General features: G+C 68.2%; 23 protein-coding genes. 5 read left to right on the top strand and 18 right to left on the bottom strand.

All coding sequences use genetic code 11. The features are described 5' to 3' along the window. Positions 1-74: 74 nt before the first annotated feature. The gene (locus FO059_RS18045) at positions 75-2,192 is read right to left on the bottom strand and encodes a hypothetical protein (protein ID WP_235671159.1); all 2,118 of its coding nucleotides are present in this window, start codon (positions 2,190-2,192) and stop codon (positions 75-77) included. Continuing rightward, a complete protein-coding gene (locus tag FO059_RS18040) occupies positions 2,189-2,950 on the bottom strand; it encodes a hypothetical protein (protein WP_210416626.1) in 762 nt (253 codons plus the stop codon). Before FO059_RS18040 ends, FO059_RS18045 begins: the two co-directional genes overlap by 4 nt. 125 nt (positions 2,951-3,075) lie before the next feature. Here FO059_RS18040 and FO059_RS18035 point away from each other — a divergent pair, with 125 nt between their 5' ends. Continuing rightward, the gene (locus tag FO059_RS18035) at positions 3,076-3,576 is read left to right on the top strand and encodes a hypothetical protein (RefSeq protein ID WP_143910903.1); all 501 of its coding nucleotides are present in this window, start codon (positions 3,076-3,078) and stop codon (positions 3,574-3,576) included. A 199-nt stretch (positions 3,577-3,775) separates the two neighbouring features. Here the strand turns inward: FO059_RS18035 and FO059_RS18030 are convergent, their stop codons facing one another. From FO059_RS18030 to FO059_RS18005, 7 genes are all read right to left on the bottom strand, one after another. Next, positions 3,776-4,180: a helix-turn-helix domain-containing protein gene (locus tag FO059_RS18030; protein ID WP_143910902.1), complete on the bottom strand. Its 405-nt coding sequence runs from the start codon at positions 4,178-4,180 to the stop codon at positions 3,776-3,778. Continuing rightward, a complete protein-coding gene (locus FO059_RS18025) occupies positions 4,177-4,692 on the bottom strand; it encodes a DnaB-like helicase N-terminal domain-containing protein (protein WP_143910901.1) in 516 nt (171 codons plus the stop codon). The genes FO059_RS18030 and FO059_RS18025 overlap by 4 nt, the downstream gene beginning before the upstream one ends. A gap of 83 nt (positions 4,693-4,775) precedes the next feature. Beyond that, positions 4,776-5,186, bottom strand: a complete 411-nt coding sequence (locus FO059_RS18985; RefSeq protein ID WP_143910900.1) for a glutaredoxin family protein — start codon at positions 5,184-5,186, stop codon at positions 4,776-4,778. Between the two features lie 217 nt (positions 5,187-5,403). Further along, entirely contained in the window at positions 5,404-5,676 is a 273-nt protein-coding gene (locus FO059_RS18015; protein ID WP_143910899.1) for a hypothetical protein, read from the bottom strand. A gap of 23 nt (positions 5,677-5,699) precedes the next feature. Continuing rightward, positions 5,700-5,873, bottom strand: coding sequence for a hypothetical protein (locus FO059_RS18510; RefSeq protein ID WP_168226667.1), 174 nt, complete (start codon positions 5,871-5,873; stop codon positions 5,700-5,702). A 196-nt stretch (positions 5,874-6,069) separates the two neighbouring features. After that, the gene (locus FO059_RS18010) at positions 6,070-6,450 is read right to left on the bottom strand and encodes a hypothetical protein (protein ID WP_143910898.1); all 381 of its coding nucleotides are present in this window, start codon (positions 6,448-6,450) and stop codon (positions 6,070-6,072) included. Between the two features lie 872 nt (positions 6,451-7,322). After that, entirely contained in the window at positions 7,323-7,535 is a 213-nt protein-coding gene (locus FO059_RS18005; RefSeq protein ID WP_143910897.1) for a hypothetical protein, read from the bottom strand. A gap of 222 nt (positions 7,536-7,757) precedes the next feature. Between FO059_RS18005 and FO059_RS18000 the strand changes: the two genes are divergently transcribed. The 4 genes from FO059_RS18000 (at position 7,758) to FO059_RS17985 (ending at position 10,830) form a co-directional block, all read left to right on the top strand. Further along, a complete protein-coding gene (locus tag FO059_RS18000; protein ID WP_143910896.1) occupies positions 7,758-8,330 on the top strand; it encodes a hypothetical protein in 573 nt (190 codons plus the stop codon). Positions 8,331-8,616: 286 nt separating this feature from the next. Further along, positions 8,617-9,789 carry a GmrSD restriction endonuclease domain-containing protein gene (locus tag FO059_RS17995; RefSeq protein ID WP_143910895.1) on the top strand — a complete coding sequence of 391 codons (1,173 nt, stop codon included), beginning with the start codon at positions 8,617-8,619 and terminating at the stop codon, positions 9,787-9,789. A gap of 9 nt (positions 9,790-9,798) precedes the next feature. Beyond that, positions 9,799-10,272, top strand: a complete 474-nt coding sequence (locus tag FO059_RS17990) for a hypothetical protein (RefSeq protein ID WP_143910894.1) — start codon at positions 9,799-9,801, stop codon at positions 10,270-10,272. A 189-nt stretch (positions 10,273-10,461) separates the two neighbouring features. Beyond that, positions 10,462-10,830 carry a hypothetical protein gene (locus FO059_RS17985; protein WP_168226666.1) on the top strand — a complete coding sequence of 123 codons (369 nt, stop codon included), beginning with the start codon at positions 10,462-10,464 and terminating at the stop codon, positions 10,828-10,830. 88 nt (positions 10,831-10,918) lie between these two features. Here the strand turns inward: FO059_RS17985 and FO059_RS17980 are convergent, their stop codons facing one another. The 9 genes from FO059_RS17980 to FO059_RS17945 form a co-directional block, all read right to left on the bottom strand. After that, on the bottom strand, positions 10,919-11,359 hold the full coding sequence (locus FO059_RS17980) for a hypothetical protein (protein ID WP_143910892.1): 441 nt from the start codon (positions 11,357-11,359) through the stop codon (positions 10,919-10,921). A 356-nt stretch (positions 11,360-11,715) separates the two neighbouring features. Continuing rightward, positions 11,716-12,594: an ArdC-like ssDNA-binding domain-containing protein gene (locus tag FO059_RS17975; RefSeq protein WP_143910891.1), complete on the bottom strand. Its 879-nt coding sequence runs from the start codon at positions 12,592-12,594 to the stop codon at positions 11,716-11,718. A gap of 236 nt (positions 12,595-12,830) precedes the next feature. Then, positions 12,831-13,748 carry a DUF4192 domain-containing protein gene (locus FO059_RS17970; protein ID WP_143910890.1) on the bottom strand — a complete coding sequence of 306 codons (918 nt, stop codon included), beginning with the start codon at positions 13,746-13,748 and terminating at the stop codon, positions 12,831-12,833. 202 nt (positions 13,749-13,950) lie between these two features. After that, a complete protein-coding gene (locus tag FO059_RS17965; protein WP_143910889.1) occupies positions 13,951-14,184 on the bottom strand; it encodes a hypothetical protein in 234 nt (77 codons plus the stop codon). A 433-nt stretch (positions 14,185-14,617) separates the two neighbouring features. Then, complete coding sequence (locus FO059_RS17960) at positions 14,618-14,905, bottom strand: hypothetical protein (protein ID WP_143910888.1); 288 nt, start codon at positions 14,903-14,905, stop codon at positions 14,618-14,620. A 103-nt stretch (positions 14,906-15,008) separates the two neighbouring features. Continuing rightward, positions 15,009-15,614, bottom strand: a complete 606-nt coding sequence (locus FO059_RS17955) for a thermonuclease family protein (RefSeq protein ID WP_168226665.1) — start codon at positions 15,612-15,614, stop codon at positions 15,009-15,011. A gap of 86 nt (positions 15,615-15,700) precedes the next feature. Next, on the bottom strand, positions 15,701-15,853 hold the full coding sequence (locus tag FO059_RS18505; protein WP_168226664.1) for a hypothetical protein: 153 nt from the start codon (positions 15,851-15,853) through the stop codon (positions 15,701-15,703). Positions 15,854-15,933: 80 nt separating this feature from the next. Next, complete coding sequence (locus tag FO059_RS17950) at positions 15,934-16,272, bottom strand: hypothetical protein (RefSeq protein ID WP_143910886.1); 339 nt, start codon at positions 16,270-16,272, stop codon at positions 15,934-15,936. Then, positions 16,262-17,095: a ParA family protein gene (locus tag FO059_RS17945; RefSeq protein ID WP_143910885.1), complete on the bottom strand. Its 834-nt coding sequence runs from the start codon at positions 17,093-17,095 to the stop codon at positions 16,262-16,264. The genes FO059_RS17950 and FO059_RS17945 overlap by 11 nt, the downstream gene beginning before the upstream one ends. Positions 17,096-17,187: the final 92 nt, after the last annotated feature.

Genomic DNA, 17,187 nt, shown 5'->3' with positions numbered 1-17,187 from the left:
GAGTCTCACATTGCCTGATCAGGCTACTTCCAGCCACCGACATCCGGCTGCGCTCACGGGTTCTGGCGCGAACGTCAGAACAACGCAGGCTCTCGATCCTGCGTCGTCGGCGCAGTGGACGCGAGTTCATCGATAGTCTCGGTCACGAACTCGTCCACGATCTCGGCGACCTCGTCATCAAGATCTCGCCCAGCGGACGCGAGATTCGCCAAGACCGTTCCTCGGACGACAGATCTAATGTCGCCGGCTCCGACCTCGACGCCAGCATCGCGCAGGCGTGCGAGCTCATTACGAGCGGTCTCACGGGCTTCGTCGAGCGTGCGGTTCGGGTTCGTCGCTCCGTCGACGGCCCGACGACAGACGACGACGCTGTCGAGATTGGAAGGTTCCCGTGCACCAGCCTTGACGACGCTCGTCGTCATCTCGCCCTTAACCGGCTGTACGGCGGTGACCACGAATCCAGCGCGGCGCAATGACTCGATGACCTGGATCCAGCCCGTGATCCGAGCCTGGTGGAAGGTGAAGGCCAAAATGCCGCCCGGTTTCAAAACGCGGGCACACTCTGCCCACACCGCCTCGATCGCCTTGCCGAACTCCGCCGGGTCCGCGTTCTGCACCTCGCCCGGCGCGCGCGTCGTCGTCGTCTTCGCGTACCCGCCGTGCGGTCTCATACCCTGAAGCCACGCGTGGAAGAAGTCCGCGAGCTCGGCGTAGTAGACGTTGTCCATGTACGGCGGGTCGGTGACGACCAGGTCGACGGATCCGTCGGGCAGGTCAGTGTCGGCGGAGTTCTTCGTGGCGACGTACGCTGCCTGTCCTTCGGCCCGCGCGAACGCCTCCCATGAGTCGAAGACGGTCGCGGCAAGAGACTGCGCCAGTCCCGTCACACGTTCGACGGCGGATCCGCGAGCGACGAGATCGGCTGGCTTCACCTTGTACTCGTGGGCGCGCTGCAGGCGGCTCTTGAACAGCGTGGAGAAGGACCCCGACGACTGCGGCGTCCCCCAGGGGTGGGCCTCGAGCGGGGTGCGCTCGGGCTTGAGGATGTGATGGCTGAACATGTGACGCACCGCGCCGGTCCCCTCGCCCTTGAACGAGGTGAAGAGGTTGTTGAACTCGAGAGTGCCGGAGAACAACGCCGCGAGCGCCTCGCGCTCCGGAGCCAGGCCCGGCAGATCCCGAATAGCCGTGGCGATGAGCGACAGCGAGACCATCTGACGCGCGTTGAAGAAGTCGCGCCACTGCCGGAAGTTCCACTTGAGCGCCTGGTCGGTGTTGTTCCCCGGTGCTAGGTCGCCAGCGGGGAGGACCGCATCGGCGGGGAGTCCTGCAAGGAGCTCGACGCACTCGTCGTACAGGTCGCGATCCCAATCGGTGATGCTCTCGTAGACCTTCGACCCGTCCCTGTTCGCTACCATCTTCGCGTACATCTCATACACAGGGATGCTGTCGTCCAGCGCGCGCAGGACCTTGAAAGCGTGCCCTTGCGAGCAGGTGGCGCTCTGGCCGCGCGCCGCCCCTCGCTGGGTGATCTCGTGCCCGTTGGGGCAGGTCTCGGACTCGAAGTCGTACCTGCTCGTCTTGACCGCGAGGCACTCGGGGCAGACAATCTGCGCTCTTGGGACCCGCTTGGGGTAGGCATTCCTCGAGAAGACCGGAGAATCGAACAGGCGGACCTTGTCCGCGCATTCCGGGCATTCCACGGTCGCGACCCAGAAGTAGTACAGGACCGCCCGCCCATCTTCCGTCCGATGGAGCCGGTCCACCTCTTCTCGGCAGGCCCGCTCGACGACCTCGTAAGCAGTCGCCAGGTCCTCGAAACTCCACGGTTGCATGGCCTGCCGCTCGACGAGCGTCGCCACCGGGTTGATGTCGAAGCAGACGGGCCGACCACCCAGCTTCAGCACCTCGACGCCAGTGACGCCGGACCCGGAGAACGGGTCCAGGACGACGGCACCAGCCAGGTCCAGTGGCGACTGGTATGCGACCGCGGCATCCTCGTCAGCGGCAGTGACGGCGGACGCGATGATCCCGCGGAAGACGGTGCCAAGGCGCTTCGCCCACCACTTATGCGTGCTGGTCGCCGGGCGGTGGACCTCCTTGCGCCAGGACTCTTTGGTGCCGACGGCGCTGAGCATCGCGGCGGGAAACGCCGACTCGAGACTGGTGCCTGCAGGGACGCGGGAAATCAATGGCGTGGCTCCTTCAGAGCCACGAACTTGTTGTCTCCGGCTCCGCGCGACCGGTAGGCGCGGAAGCTGTGCACCCTTCCGGCGTTCGGATTGGGCTCCTTGTACGTGACCATCTCGTTGGTCTGCATGTTGAACTCGTAGGAGACGAGGACCTCGGAGACCTCAACGCGGTCAAGGTCTCCGACCGGGACAAGAGCATCGGACTGGACCTGGTACTCGGCAGGGACTATCAGAGTGGCCAATCCAGCCGTGCCCGACGCCAGAGCGAAGGGCGTCGGCACGACGTACATCTTGCGATCACGGACAAGGATGTCGCCATAGGAGCCGAAGCCCCGGAACGACTTGTTCTTGTGGACGTACTCATTGTCTGCGTTCAGGAAGCTGCCGTGGCAGACGACCAGATCGAGGACTGGGTACTCCTCTACTTCCTTCTCTGCCTTCGGATAGCGCCCGAAGACGTAGAAGACCTCGCGGCCATGGTGCTCGCCTGTCGGGACCTGGGAGTTGGAGTCGTAGTCGGCTTCGCGTCCTGGAAACTCCAGGCCCTTGACCTCGTACCCCTCGGGGTGGTTGACCAACCGGAAGTCGGGGTAGGTGTTCCGCCCCGGCTCATCGGAGGCGAGCTGACAGGCTGCGATCCGATCGCCAACCCAATTCTGGAAGTGGAACTCCTTGTCTCTCGCAGAGACCCGTTGAATGAGGTCGCCTTGTGCACGCGCCCGCTCGCACTCCAAGAACACCTGCTCGACTGCGCCCATCATCACCCTCTGCTCGACCGATACGTTCAGCTGCACTGGACCGCTGATGGGTCGCGCCTGCTGCGCTCTCATCGTATCGGGGGGCACCGACGTAACCTCTTCAATATCACCGACCGACCTGATCGGTGTCGATCGTGTCGGCGGCCATCGCGTGGACGCAAAACCGTAAGGCCAGCAGCGCCGCCGCAGACGCGGCCGCCGTACAGCAGCGGGCAGCCGAGGCTGCCGCACAGTCGGCTGTGCCAGCTGCGCAATCCGCCGAGGCGCATACGGCGTTGGCCCAACATGCCGACGTCGCAGCGCAACGGCCACTGTGGGAGCTGCGGCACGCCGCAGGCGATAAACACGAGCTGGTCAACGACGGGCCGACGGACAGGTTCGCTGTCCGCGTCGACGGCGAGTCGATCGCGCTGGTCTCGGGACAGAATCCGATATCGAAAGATCGTCTTACCGCGGGCTCGTCTCTGCCGTTCATGGCGGCAAGTACGACGGAAACGAACTCAGCGATCAGCGTGTCCTGGCATGACGCGCCCGGCCTCCGGCCTGGGACAGTCCGGAGTGATGACTACGCCACCGGCAGCCCTGTCGGCACCCCGAGCAGTGGCTACGCGTGGATGCAGCCGTGATCGAATAAGTGTTCTATAGTCTGTTGCGGCCGTGGTCGGCGAGGGAAGCGCTGGCCACGGCCGCGTGCCTACTGGACGGCGCGGATGCGCCCGCGTAGTAGCTAGTTCACGGCGAGCAGGGCCGCGGTCGTGGTGACCCACCACCTGGCCGGGGAAAGTGTGTTCTGCCGGCCGCTTGCGGCCGTCCGCTTGTCTGTGTCTACCGGCTGTAGGTGCTTCCGCGTTCGATGGGGACGCCGTACTTTTCGGCGATTCCGGCGACGTGCCACCACCAGCGGGCGGGCATGGCGTGGTGTTCTGGCCACACGGCATGGAAGGCGGCGTCGTCGTCGGGGGATGCGAGCACGAGCGAGGTGGGGCCGTCCTCGGCGGCGTGGGTGAGGTGGTCGGCGCGGTCGGCGACGAGGGCTCGCGCGGCGCTGGCCGCAGCGGAGCGGAGGGCGGCGAGGTCGGTGGCGATGCCGGCGGGGATGGTCTCTTTTCCTGATTCCCACCGGCGGTATCGGCGTAGGTCCACGCCGAGAATCCGGGCGAGGTCGTCGCGCGGTAGGCCCGATTCCATGCGCAGCATGGTGAGACGGGCGGGGCTTAGCAGGGTGCTCATGCAGCGGCTCCTTCGTCGTTGGGGTCTGCGCCGAGGGTGCGGCGCAGGGTGTGCAGCCGGTATGCCTGGGTGCGTTGCCGGCGGCCGTGTTCGACCAGGATGGGGAACAGCTCGTCGGTGGCGGCGGCCTCGGCGGCGTGGGCGATCGTGGCCGCGAGCGCTGTGTAGCTGCGGCGGTAGGCGGCGGTGACCACGTCGAGAGCGTGGGATGCGGCTGCGGTGGGTTCGGCTCCGAGGGTGATGATTCCGCGCAGTGCGGTGTGCACTGTGCGCGGTACTTCGTCGGTGCCGGCGGCGGTGAGCCGGGCGAGTACGGTGGCCGCGTCGTGCGGCTGGCCGGCGCGGACCTGCCGCTGCCAGGCTGTGTAGATCGTGGCGTGGGCGGGCCTGGTGAAGTCAGCGGCGTGCACGTGTTCGGCGATCAGGCGTGCCCGGGTCGTGTCGCGGAGCCATAGTGCGGCGCATAGGAGTGTCGCTTCGGTGTCCAGCTCGGCGGGTAGTTCCTCGTCCATCGCGGCCTCGTTCGTGTCGTCTGCGCGGCGGCTTGCCAGGTGTGCGCTGGTGGGGCGCCGTGGCACCCTCGCCGGCGGGGCGGTTAGCGGGTGATCTGCGCGATCCTGTCGGGCCGGTGCCCGGACCAGTGGATCAGCTCATCGTCGTCGCGGCCGGCTCTCTCGATGACGACGACGGGAAGCTGCCGGTGCCCGAGCGTGTCGGCCACGTACTCGCGCGCCTCGTCGTTGTCGGTCACGTCCTCCTCGCTGTAGGCGATCCGGCGATCGTCGAGCATCCGCTTGGTCATGCGGCACGCCTGGCACTGCGCTGTGGTGAACACGCGGACGTGGACCAGGTCGTCGCTGATGACATCACGGACGCACGCATGCCACGTGGCCTGTCCGGCGTCTTCGTATCCGGCGAGGTCGTCGAACAGGGCATCGCTGCCGGTGGTGTGGTCGGGGACGGTCACCGTCAGGGTGTCGGTGCGGGTGTAGGTGATCTGTCGCATGGTGTTCCTCCTGGGGTGCGGGGGTGGGCCGCTTGCCCTCCCTCGTGCGTCTCGGATTCCGTCCCTTCCGATATCGTCTATTGTAGTCTATTAGACGTATGGCGTCCAGTCGTTTTGGCGATTTCTCTGCATGTTCTCGCTGGGCATGGCGGTAATGGACGGGTCCGGCGGCGGGGCCGGCACCCTGGCCCCGTGTTGCGGGGCCAGGGTGCCGGTGTCACATCTCGCCGATCTGCTGGGCGATGTCGTCGGCATCGACGGGCTCGGGCGCCGGGTTGCCGAGTTCGCGTTCTGCGCGGTGTTCGGCGCCGTTGATGGCGCTTTCGAGCAGGAGTGCGAGCTTCGCGCCGTCGCGGGCGGCGAGCGCTCGGCGCAGTGCGTCGGCGCGGTCGGCGTCCTCGTGGAACTGGTCGTGGAGGAAGTCTCGGTAGGCGTCGACCCGCTGGCCGGCGGTGCCGTCCTGGATGCGGGTGTCGCTGTCGGTGAACATTGCGGGCTCCTCGTGGTGGTCGGTCAGTTGGCTACGGCGTCGACGGCGTCACTGAGGGCGGTGAAGTCGCCTGCGGCGATGGTGCGGGTGCCGCGGGGGCCGGTGATGATGAGTACGTCTTTGCCGGCCTCGTCGACGGCGCTGCGGATGACGGGTTCGGCGCCGGTGAGGGTGTAGTTCTCGACGGTCTGTCGCATGGTGTTCCTCCTGGGGTGCGGGGGTGGGCCGGTTGCCCTCCCTCGTGCGTGTAGGATTCCGTTCCTTCTGACATACTCTATTATAGTCTATTAGGCGTGGGGTGTCTAGCCGTTTCGGCCGTTGTTCTGGGTGTTTGTGCTGGTTGTGACGGTGGGCCGCCCCTTGGTGTGGGGCGGCCCGTGGTCGGTTGTGGGGTTAGTGGTGTTCGGTGGTGGTGGTCCAGTGGCCGGGGGTGATGCCGCAGGCGGCGTCGTCGGGGCCGTAGATGCGGGCGGCGGTGTCGGCGAGGATGGGCCAGGGTTCGTCGGTGGCGTTCTGCCAGGTGCTCCACAGGTGGCCGGGTTCGCTGTTTGTGGGGGTGATGCGGGCGGTGGCGGTGCGGATGGCGGCGCGTTCGGCGGTGCGGTAGGTGGCGGGGGTGGCGCTGGTGCGGAAGGCGGCCATTGCGAGGGCGTCGGTGACGTGGGGTTCGGTGGCGGCGATGTCGGCGGCGGTGAGTAGTACGGCGATGAGGGTGCCGTACATGTCGTAGGGGATGGTGGCCGGGGTGTAGCTGGTGTGGGTGTTCTGTCGCATGATGTCCTCCTGGGGTTGTGGCGAGTGCCTGTTGCCCTCGCCGGGGGTGAGGTGGGAGCGGGTCTGTACCCCTGTGGTCCCCCCTCATCTTTTTTGCTAATGAAGGCACGCAGTGCCTGCTTCCCGCTGCGAGCGGCGGACCGGGGGTCGTGGAATAAAGAGCGGCCGGAGCTTGCGGAGGCCGCGGTTTATGCCGCGAAAGCCCCCGGGGAGCCGGGAGAGCGGGTTTATGCTGCCGAAGGCTTCATTGGCAAAAAGATGAGCGCCGAAGGCGCTGTGCTGTCGGCGCCCCCTCGGGGCGCCGTCGATGATGCGGCCGGCCCCGCCCGGCCGGCCCGCCGCCAGGCGTGCCACTCCCCCACCACCGCCGCCGCGCCCCTCCATGCCTGGCACCACCCGCGGTGGCCGCGGGGACGCCGGCACCCGCTCGGGGTGACCGGCGCGGGAGCTACGACAGCCGCGGAAGGGCCCGGTCGTAGCTCATCGTCTGTTTTGCTGGCCACTCCCCCGCCGGCGCCCGCTGGTCGGCGTCACTGCTGGGCGCCGTGCTGGTCAGCGGCCACGGCGGCCGGTGCCGGCCCCGTCCGAGTCCGAGCTCTGCCCGGGCTGGTGTGCGCCGAGCAGGGCGACGACTTCGTCGAGCTGGGCGTAGAGCCGCCGGGCGTGCTCGGTGTCGGGCGCGGGCGCACCATCGAGGTGCCTTAGCGCAATCTCGTAGTCATCCACATGGTCTTGGACGCGCCCCGCCCGGGCAGGGTTCCTCTGCCGCTCAGGCGTCCTCGTAGCTGCTGGTTGTGCGAATCCGGTCGGTCACGCTGTAGATGTCCACGACCGACTCGATGTCGTGCCGGGTACCGGCCGTGTCCTGAACGTCAAGCGACGCCGGCAACGGTCGATGCGACGCCGAGGGCGGCGGCGCCGAAGCACAGCGCAGCGACGATGGTAGCCAGCCTGGGGAGCTTGTGGTCGTGCTCTCGGACCTGTTCACCGCGCCTGCGTTGCTTCCGGTTCCGCTTTTCGAATACCCCCGCCACCACGAGTGATACGGCCGCGGCGACCAGGAGAGTTGCGATGTTGCTCATCATGGGCCCGACTCTTTCAGATGGCCTTCCGGCCTTGCGGCAGTCCGCAGCGGCCCTCGGCGCCGGGACGCGGAGCTGGCCGCCACCGGCGAGGTGACTGGCTCCTCGGCCGGCGCCGCCGCGCCAGGCAGCCGCAAGGGCGAAGTCGTTCGCCCACTCGTCTCAATCAGAAGGTACAGTAAGTACGTACCTAGTACGTTGCTTGTACTTAGAAGGGAAGCGGATATGGCGTCGAAGGCGGAGCAGGCGGCAGCACTGGCGGATGCGTTCGCCGCCCTGGTGGGCGAGGGCCGTCCGGTGACGGTGCGGTCGCTACGGGAGAAGGCCCGGGTGGGCACGGACGCGGCCCGCGAGTGGCTGGTGCGCAATCGGCCTGCCGCGGAGGTGCCGGAGGTGCCGGCCGACGCGCTGGTGCCGGTGTTGGGGCCGTTGTGGTCGGCGGCGGTGACTGCGGCCCGCGACGAGCTCGCGGAGACGACAGCAGCGGAACGTGCCGCGCTGGTGGGCGCTGAGGCTGACGCGCTCGCAGAGGCGGCCACCCAACGTAGCCGTGCTGAGCAGGCCGAAGCTGAGGTGGCCCGGTTGGCCGCCGAACTCGACGCCGCACAGACGGCGGTGCAGGAGGCGGGACGCCGGGCTGTGGCAGCGGAGAAGGCGGCGGCCACCGCGGCCGAAGCGGAACACGCCGCCCGCGAACGGGCGCACACCGCCGAACTCAACGCCGCCGACGCCCGGGCCACCGCCCGCACCCTCCGCACCATCCTCGACAGCACCCGCAGCGACCAGGACGGAAACTGAACCGGCCGCACGGAACACTAGCCAGCCCCTCCGACAGGAAACGCGCCCCTTGACATTCGCCCTGATCATCACCGCCAACGTCATCACCATTGCCGCTAACGCCCTGCTCCTCCGCAAGCTGCGCGCAGACCGGCACGCGGACTAGCCGGCTTCTGTGAGGCGGCGGCTGTATGTCTGCGGGGGTTTAGTATCTCAACGAGTACAAGCCAGTGGTGGTCCTGCCGGGCCCTGCGGCGTAGAACGCGAGCGCTGCCGTCCCGATGGCGCGATAAAGGAGCCTGCCGGAATGTCCAGCCCGTACGATCCGTCGCAGTACCAGCCGCCGCAGCCACCAGGGCTGCAGCCGCCGGTGAGAAAGCGTCGTAAGTGGCCGTGGATCGCTGGCGGCACGGTCGCCGTGCTGTTCGTCATCGGCACTGCCGTCGGCAACGACGAGAGCCACACCGCGACCACCACTGCCGCAGCAACCGCCACCACCTCGACCACCACCGCGGCCGCTGCTACGTCGGCTACTCACGCATCCGCCGCCGCGTCCCCGTCAGCCGCCCCAGCTGCTGCCGGGGGCGCCGCGGCCGCCACGAGCACCGGCGCCGGCGCCGCCGCGGCGCCGGCCGGTAGCAGCGCCACTGCCGCACTCGCGAAGCTCGACACCCTGCCGATCAAGGGGCGGGCCCCGAAGACCGGCTACGACCGGGACCAGTTCGGGTCGGCCTGGACCGACGATGTTGCCGTCCCCGGTGGTCACAACGGCTGCGATACCCGCAACGACATCCTGCGCCGTGACCTCACCGGCATCACCTACAAACCCGGCACCGGCGACTGCACCGTCCTGACCGGGACGCTGCACGACCCGTACACCGGTAAGACGATCGTGTTCCAGCGCGGCCAGGGCACCTCGAACGATGTGCAGATCGACCATGTCGTGGCCCTGTCGAACGCGTGGCAGACCGGCGCCCAGCAGCTTTCCGCTCAGCAGCGCGAGAATCTGGCGAACGACCCGCGGAATCTCATGGCCGTCGATGGCCCGACGAACGCGTCCAAAGGCGATGGCGATGCCGCCACGTGGCTGCCGCCGAACAAGGCATACCGGTGCACCTACGTGACCAAACAGGTCGACGTGAAGGCCCTCTACGGGCTGTGGGTGACCCGGCCCGAACATGATGCGATCACCCGGATCCTGCACAACTGCGGCGGCCAGCCGCCGGCGGCGGCCGCCACCTCCACACAGGTGACCACGTCCGCGCCGGCGCCTGCGCCGGTCATCATCGAAACAACCGTGCCCGCCCCACCGCCTGCGCCCGCCCCCGCTCCGGCACCAGCCCCTGCACCGCAGATGCCGATGCAACAATCCGGCCCGGACACCGACTGCTCCGACTACACCTCCCCCGTCCGCGTGCTCGCCGGCGACCCGCACCGGTTAGACCGGGACGGCGACGGCATCGGCTGCAACGCAAACTAGGAACAGGCAATGGGATACATCGGATGGCGGATGGAACGCGCCGCGGCCCGCGGCGTGACCCGCGGCTCAACCGGGATCGTCAAATACACAGCGTTGCTGTGCTGGTGGATGCTGGCCTGGCCGTTCTACCTGGCCGGATGGGGAATCCGGCACCGAGGCGAGGTTGCGCAAGCAGGCCGTGCGACCGCCGACGCGGGAAGGCAGGTGCGCGGGCACGCGCAGAAGCACCCGAAGCGTGCCGCCTGGGCGGGACTCGTGGCCGGCCTGGTGTTCTGCGCTGGCGGCATCGGCGGCGGCACAGTGCTCGGCGCGGTGATCTTCGGCGCCGCGGCCGCCTGGTGCGGTTACCTGCTGCTCAAGTGGCGGCAAGCCGAGAAGAAGACCGCCCTCGCGGCGGTCGCGGCACGCGCAGACTACGAGCACCGGCTCGCGGCCGACGGCGATGTACGCGGCCTGTACGGCCAGTACCCGCCGACCGCGTAGCCGGAGCTCTGAGCCTGGCGGCACGATGCGGGATTCGGACCGCTGCCACCGCATATCGCCTCGCGTCGCCATACAACCGGAGATTCCACGGAGGTGATTGTGGACGTCAACGCCACAACTGGATCGGCCAGCGAGCTGGTCGCTGCGGCACATCGAGCGCGGGCAGTGGCATCGTGCGCGCGCCGCGACTTGAGGGACGCGGTGCACCGGCTCGTCGACGTGGGCATGACGGAGTCGGACATTTCTCGAGTACTGGGGGTCAAACGGCTGGCAGTGTGGAAGCTGCTCGTCCGTGCACCGCAGATCGTGCCGGACGGGTTCGCTGATGCGACCGCGTACGGGATTTGCGAACGATACTCGGCCGGCTACATCGACGGCGACGAGCTCGCCCGGCAGTTGTCGCGGTGGGAGTTCGCGCCGATGCAGTGGGCGGGCAGCCTCGTCGAGGACGTGGGCCCGGTCGAGGGGACGTTCAGCTCCGAGATGGGCCAGGCGCTGAGAGACGGCCTGATCGACGGTGAGCTTTACGAGCTGGTGTTGAACGCGCAGCAGCCCTGAGCCCGCACCGGGGGACGTTCGCCCGCCAGGAGTTGTGAACAGCTGACGCTTGCGTGCCGGCCGCTTGCGGCCGTCCACTCTTCTGCGTTTATCGGCTGTAGGTGCTGCCACGTTCGATGTCGATGCCATAGTTCTCGGCAATGGCGGCGACGTGCCACCACCAGCGGGCGGGCATGCCTGCGTGCTCTGGCCATGCGGCGTGGAATGCTGCGTCGTCGAGGGGGCCGAGAGTCAAGGGTGTCATGGTGATGTCGGCGGGCCCTCGTTCGCCGGCGTCCCGGTGGGCGGTGATGGTGGTGTTGGCGGCCCGGGCTCGATCGGCGACGATGCCGGCGGCCGCGGCTGCCGCGGCGGCGTCGATGGCGGCGAGGCGAGCGAGGATGCCGGGCGGAACGTTCTCTGTGCCTGATTCCCAGCGGGGGACGCGGTGCGGGTGGACCTCGAGCATGGCGGCGAGCTCGCCGTGGGTGTAGCCGCGGTCGAGTAGCAGGGTGGTGAAGCGGGCGGGGTCGATGGCGTGCGTGGTCATCTCATGCCTCCCTGGCTGGCGGGGTGTGTGCCGGTGGTGGTGGCCGGTTCGACTGTGGTCGTCTCGTTGGTCCTATTGTGTCGGTGCCGCGCGATAGGGTGGTCGCCGAGTGCCGGGCGGGTTCCGGGCCCGGCGGCTCAGAGTTCAGCAGCGATGCCGCGGAGGCGCCTGCCAGTGGCTTTACTCATGGGCGCCGTTGTCTGTTCTTCGGGTGCGCCGGCTGCCGGCGTCGTTCCGGCGGCCGCGCTGCGGCGGCGTGTCGGCACGTGGCCGCGTGAATGGGTTCTGCCGGCCGCTTGCGGCCGTCCTTATGCGTTGCATCCCCGGCCCTGGGGGTTCCAGGGCCGGGGATAGGTTTATGCCGCTGCGGCGTCGTCGGTGGTGGTGATGGCGTCGGCGAGGGTGTGGGCGGTGGACAGGACTCGCGCGGCGGTCTCGCGGATCATGTCGGTGTCGCCGTCGGTCCAGCTGGCGACGTAGCCGACGCTGTAGCTGGCGGTATCGAGGCCGCATATTCCGGCGACGATGTAGGCGACGGATTCGGCTTCGGTTTCGCAGAGTCCGCGGTGCGCGACGTACTCGCCGCTTTTCAGGTCGGCGTGCATGAGGGCGTGCGCGGTCTCGTGGATGGTGGTTTTGGCGGCCTGGGCGGCGCTGATGTTCTGCTCGACGACGATGCGGCGGTTGTGTGGCGTGGTGTATCCGTAGGCGCTGCCTGCGATGGTCTCGCGGGTGATCGTCCATCCTTCGCCGGTGATGTAGTCGGTGACGGCGGCGGCGATGCCCGCCGGGTCGTCTCCGGTGAGAGCGGTTGCGGGGCTGGTAACGACGGTGTCGGCGCCCTCGATCGGGTCGGTTTGGCTGATGTCGAAGACCGACAGCACCGGGAAAATGGTGATGCGGCGCTCGGTCTCGTCGCCGTTGCCGTCGTCCTCGGTGATCTTCTTGGTGCTGTAGCCGAAGATCTTGATGGCGCGCTCCCCCTTGCGGACCTGGCGGCCGAGCTGCTGCCACTTGCGGAAGCCTGCAACCTGGGTGGCGGCGGGCTGCTGGGCCATGATGAGCATGACGTTATTGAGGCTGTAGGCGTGGAACGCCTGCGCGAACTGTAGGAACTTGCGCCACTGGTCGGAGTCGCGGAACTGCTCGACCTGTTCGGCGATGCTGGCCTGAAGTGCTGCGGCCTCTTCGCGGCGCTGTTCGGGGGTCTTGCGGGTGCGGACTTTCTTTGCCATGGGTGTTCCTCCTGGGGTGCGGGGTGGGCCTGATGCCCTCCACTGTGGGTGTCGGATTCCATCCCTTCCGACATACTCTATTGTAGTCTATTAGGTGTAGGGTGTCCACTGGTTTCGGTGGTTCGTCTGGCGTGTTTTCGCTGCATATGACGGTGGGCCGCCCCTTGGTGCGGGGCGGCCCATGGTGTGCCGGTTGCGCGCCCCGGGGGGTAGTCCCCCTGGGGCGCGCGGTGGTGTTACTCGGCGGCGGCTTCGGCCACGCGGCGCATCATCGACGGCGGGGCGGCGATGCTGAGCGCTTCGAGGAGCAGATCGGCAAGCGTGTTGAGCGGGTCGGCGGCTTTGGCGGCTTTGGCGGCGATGAGCGCGCGCGTGCCGTCTCCGTCGATGTACATGCCCATTGCGTAGACGGCGGCGGCGTCGCTGCGGGCGGGACCGTCGGTGCGGCGTGCGGTGGCGATGCACACGGCGGTGATGGCGTGGCGGGCGTCGGTGGCCAGCATGCCGATGACGGTGTCGCGCACGGCGGTGTCTCGCAGTGCGGTGCCGATGGTGGCGGCATCGTCGTCGCTGAGGACACTGCCGGTCGCGTGGCGGCGGGCGATGGCGGCGACGGCGCTCACGGCGGCGGCGGGGTCGGTGTCGAGCCTGCGCGGGGCGGGGGCTGCGACGGGGCTGCCGGTGGGCGCGATTTCGTCGGCGATGGTGTGGCGGTCACGGTCCATGCTCCGGCCCGCGAGTACGCGGTGCGCGGCTGCCTCGGTGGCTTGGGGGTCGGGCAGGGTGCCGCTCTCGCCGGTTTCGGGTGCGGTCCAGCGGCTTCCTGCGGTGATCGCTTCGGTCCACAACTGGGTGGGCACGGTGATGCCGTTGGTGATGAGGACTTCGGCGGCGACGGCGGCGACGGCCTCGCCGGTGATCTGGTCGGCGGTGATCGCGACGGGCACGATGGTGGTGATCTGGTTGGTTGCGGCGGCTGCGACGACCTGCCGGGTTGCCTGCATGGCGCCCTTGATGTCGATGCGCGCGGCGAACGCCACGCGATTGTCTGCGGCGATGGCGATGAAGGCGACGGAGTCGGTGGGGGTGAATCCGAGCAGTGCGGGGATGGCGGCGATCAGTCCTGCGTGGCTGGTCACTTTGGGGTTTGCCATGGGTGTTCCTCCTGGGGTGTGGGGTGGGCCTGTTGCCCTCCCTCGTGGGTGCCGGATTCCGTTCCATCCAACATACTCTATTGTAGTCTATTAGGTGTGGGGTGTCCACTCGTGTCGGTGGTTCTTCTGGCGTGTTTTCGCTGTATATGACGGTGGGCCGCCCCTTGGTGCGGGGCGGCCCACGGTCTGCCGGTCTGGTGGGTTAGTGGTTTTCGTTGTCGCCTTCGTCGTCGTCTTCGCGGTGCATGCGGACGATGAATGCGGCGGTGTCGTCGTGTCCTGCTGTGCGGAAGACTGCGGCGAGGGTTTCGATTTCTCCGCAGTTGAATCCGGTCCACAGGTTGCCATCGGTGATTTGGTCGGCGCAGTGGGCCCATTCGTCGACGGCGGCGTGCAGCGGGTGTGCTGCTTGGTCGTTGCTGGTGGTGTGGGGCATGGTGTCCTCCTGGGGTTGTGGCGAGTGCCTGTTGCCCTCGCCGGGGTGAGGTGGGAGCGGGTCTGTACCCCTGTGGTCCCCCCTCATCTTTTTTGCCAATGAAGGCACGCAGTGCCTGCTTCCCGCTGCGAGCGGCGGACCGGGGGTCGTGGAATAAAGAGCGGCCGGAGCTTGCGGAGGCCGCGGTTTATGCCGCGAAAGCCCCCGGGGAGCCGGGAGAGCGGGTTTATGCTGCCGAAGGCTTCATTGGCAAAAAGATGAGCGCCGAAGGCGCTGTGCTGTCGGCGCCCCCTCGGGGCGCCGTCGATGATGCGGCCGGCCCCGCCCGGCCGGCCCGCCGCCAGGCGTGCCACTCCCCCACCACCGCGGCGTGGTGACCTGCGCGGGAGCTACGAAAGCCGCGGAAGGGCCCGGCCGCAGCCAATGTGAGCTTCTACGCGCTGGTGGTGGGGTTTTCGCGCAGGCGGCTTGCCCGCCGGGTGGCTTCGTCCCAGGCGGTGTCGGCGAGGGTGAGGATGCGGGCGAGACGGGCGAGCGCGTCGCGGGTCTCATCGAGCGCAGCGGGTCCGCTGACCGGTTCGCCGAGCGTGTCGGTGCCGACGGCGGCGGGGTCGAGGCTGCCGTAGGCGAGAACGGCCTTGTCGATGGTGGCCCGCACTTCGGCAAGCTGGTCACGCCGCTCATAGAGCTGCTGGTAGAGGTCGTACGGGGTGGGGGTCATTACTGGTCATCCCTTCCTCGGCGGCGTGCTGCGGCGCCGTCGACACACATTAGGCGTATTCGATGTCAATAGACTCTTTTACGGGTGTTGCCGTTGTATGGGTCTATTGCGGGCATGCGCCCCACAGTCCGCGGCCGGCGGTGCGGGCGTCCGCGGCGGCGGCGGCGATCTGCCGGGCCTTGCGCACCGGGTTGTCGTGGTAGACGTATGGCTTCGCGTAGCCGCCGCGGGCTGCGGCGATCGAGTAGTCGCCGGTGCCGTCGAGCTCGACGTACCGCAAGGCGCGGCCGTACCGGTCGGCGGTGTCCTGCGCGGGGTCGGTGCGCAGCGTGACGGTCTTGCCATCGAGCGTGTCGTGGGCGAACGCGCTGGCTTCGGGCCCGTAGCACTGGGTGGGCTGGTCGGGGTCGACGGTTTCGGGGGTGTCGATACCGAGGATGCGTACGCGCAGCTGCGTGCCGCCGGCCTCGGCGAGGATGGTGTCCCCGTCGACAACTCGTGTCACGGTCGCCGGCTCGGTGTGGCCGGTGAGTACACCGCCTTGGCGGTGTCCGGTCATGACGCCTCCCTGCGGGTTGCTGGCCGCGCTGCTCGGCGCCGCGGCCGGCGTGGCGGGGTCCAGGCTCGTTGTGGCGCAGCCTGCGGTGGCGAGGGCGGTGATGCCGGCGAGGCCCGCGAGGCCGGCGGCGATGCGGATGCGATGGCGCATGGGATGCTCCTGTCGTCGTGATCGGTGCTGGGCACGTGCGGTCTGCATCGTGGCAGTGCCGGTTCCGCCGGTGCGGCAACCCTCGATCACACAGCACCTAATCCCCAGGTCACGGCGACTTGCAGCGCCCCCACGGCGAGCACGTAGACGACGACGGCGCCGACCGCGAGCACGACGATGAGCGCGCCGAGGCGACGGCGCCGGTAGACACGGTCGGTTAGCATCCTGTTCTGGTACATAACCAGGTCCTTTCTGGTGGTGTGCCAGGTCCTGGCGGGACTCCTACCTCCCGCCAGGACCACCTTCTTCGCTTCTGCAGTTATCCCTGGGGGCCTCGCCTGCTGCGCCCCTCGAAGACGGGGAACGGCTTGCCCGCGTTGTATTCACGTTCGAGGTGATCGACATAGAAGTTGATCGCGGCATCGGCCATCGCCGAGATTCCGTCGGGCAGGTCGACGCGGCTGGCGGTGCCCTTCGTGGCGTCTTTGAGCCGCTGGACCGTCTCACGCTCTAGGTAGTAGCTCTTTTTGATCTTCCCATTGGCCAGGTAGACGCCGGAAGCATTGCCGCGGGCAGGCTCGGGCGGGCGTTGCTCTGCCGGGACGGCGGGGTGCGGCCGCTGGCGCCGCAGCCCGCGAGGTTCAGGCTTACTCGGCATGGACGTGGTCCTCTCGGGTGGCGATCGTGTCGAGGCATTGCCCGTACACGCGGGCGAGCTCACGTGCCGGGGCGGTGCCGAGGTCGGTCAGGCTGACGCCGGCCTCGACGGCTTCGGGTATCCAGGTGGCGCGCTGGATGGGCCGTTCGAGGTAGTCGAGCCCGTACCCGACGAGGGCATCGTCGAGGACGCTTTTCCAGTGGGCCATACGGCGGGTGCGCTCAACCTGGTTGAGCAGGACACCGGCAGTGACCAGGGCGGGGTTGATGTAGGTGCGCACGGTGTCGATGGTGTCGAGCAGGTCCTCGAACCCTTGCAGCCCGAACTGTTCGGGGCTGGTGGGGATGATGACGGCGGTCGCGGCGGCGAGCGCATTGGTCATCAGCAGGTCCATGTGCGGGCCACAGTCGATGAGCACGGTGTCGTAGCCGTCGGCATCGGCGAGGATCTCGGCGAGGCGACGTTCCCTGCCGACTCGCTGAGCCCAGGGCGCTTTGTCGGCGTCGGCGAGGATGACCCCGGGGGAGGGTAGGACGGTGATGTTCTCGCGGATGCCCGCCACGGTTAGGTCTGCGGGCGAAAGCGTGGTGCGCGGTTCGAGTAGGTCACACAGGGTGTCCCGTCCGACGGGGTCGTAGGTGTCGGCGGCGAGGGCGTCGGTGAGGTTGCGCTGCGGGTCGAGGTCGACTACGAGAACCCGTCGCCCGGCCGCGGCGGCGGCGTGGGCGAGGTGGTAGGTGCTGGTGGTTTTGCCGGAACCGCCCTTCTGGTTGCACACGGCATATACCCGCCGCGGCCCGCTGATTCCAATGGAGTCCGTCATAGTTCATATCCTATCATGGAGTCTATTAGGTGCTATAGGTGTCGTGTCGCGCATAGGATGGCCACATCCGCCGCCACGAGCGGCCGCACAGG

The sequence above is a fragment of the Tomitella fengzijianii genome (assembly GCF_007559025.1).
Lineage (GTDB): Bacteria > Actinomycetota > Actinomycetes > Mycobacteriales > Mycobacteriaceae > Tomitella > Tomitella fengzijianii.
The sequence above is the reverse complement of the archived record's forward strand: the minus strand, read 5'-3'. Positions and strand labels throughout refer to the sequence as shown.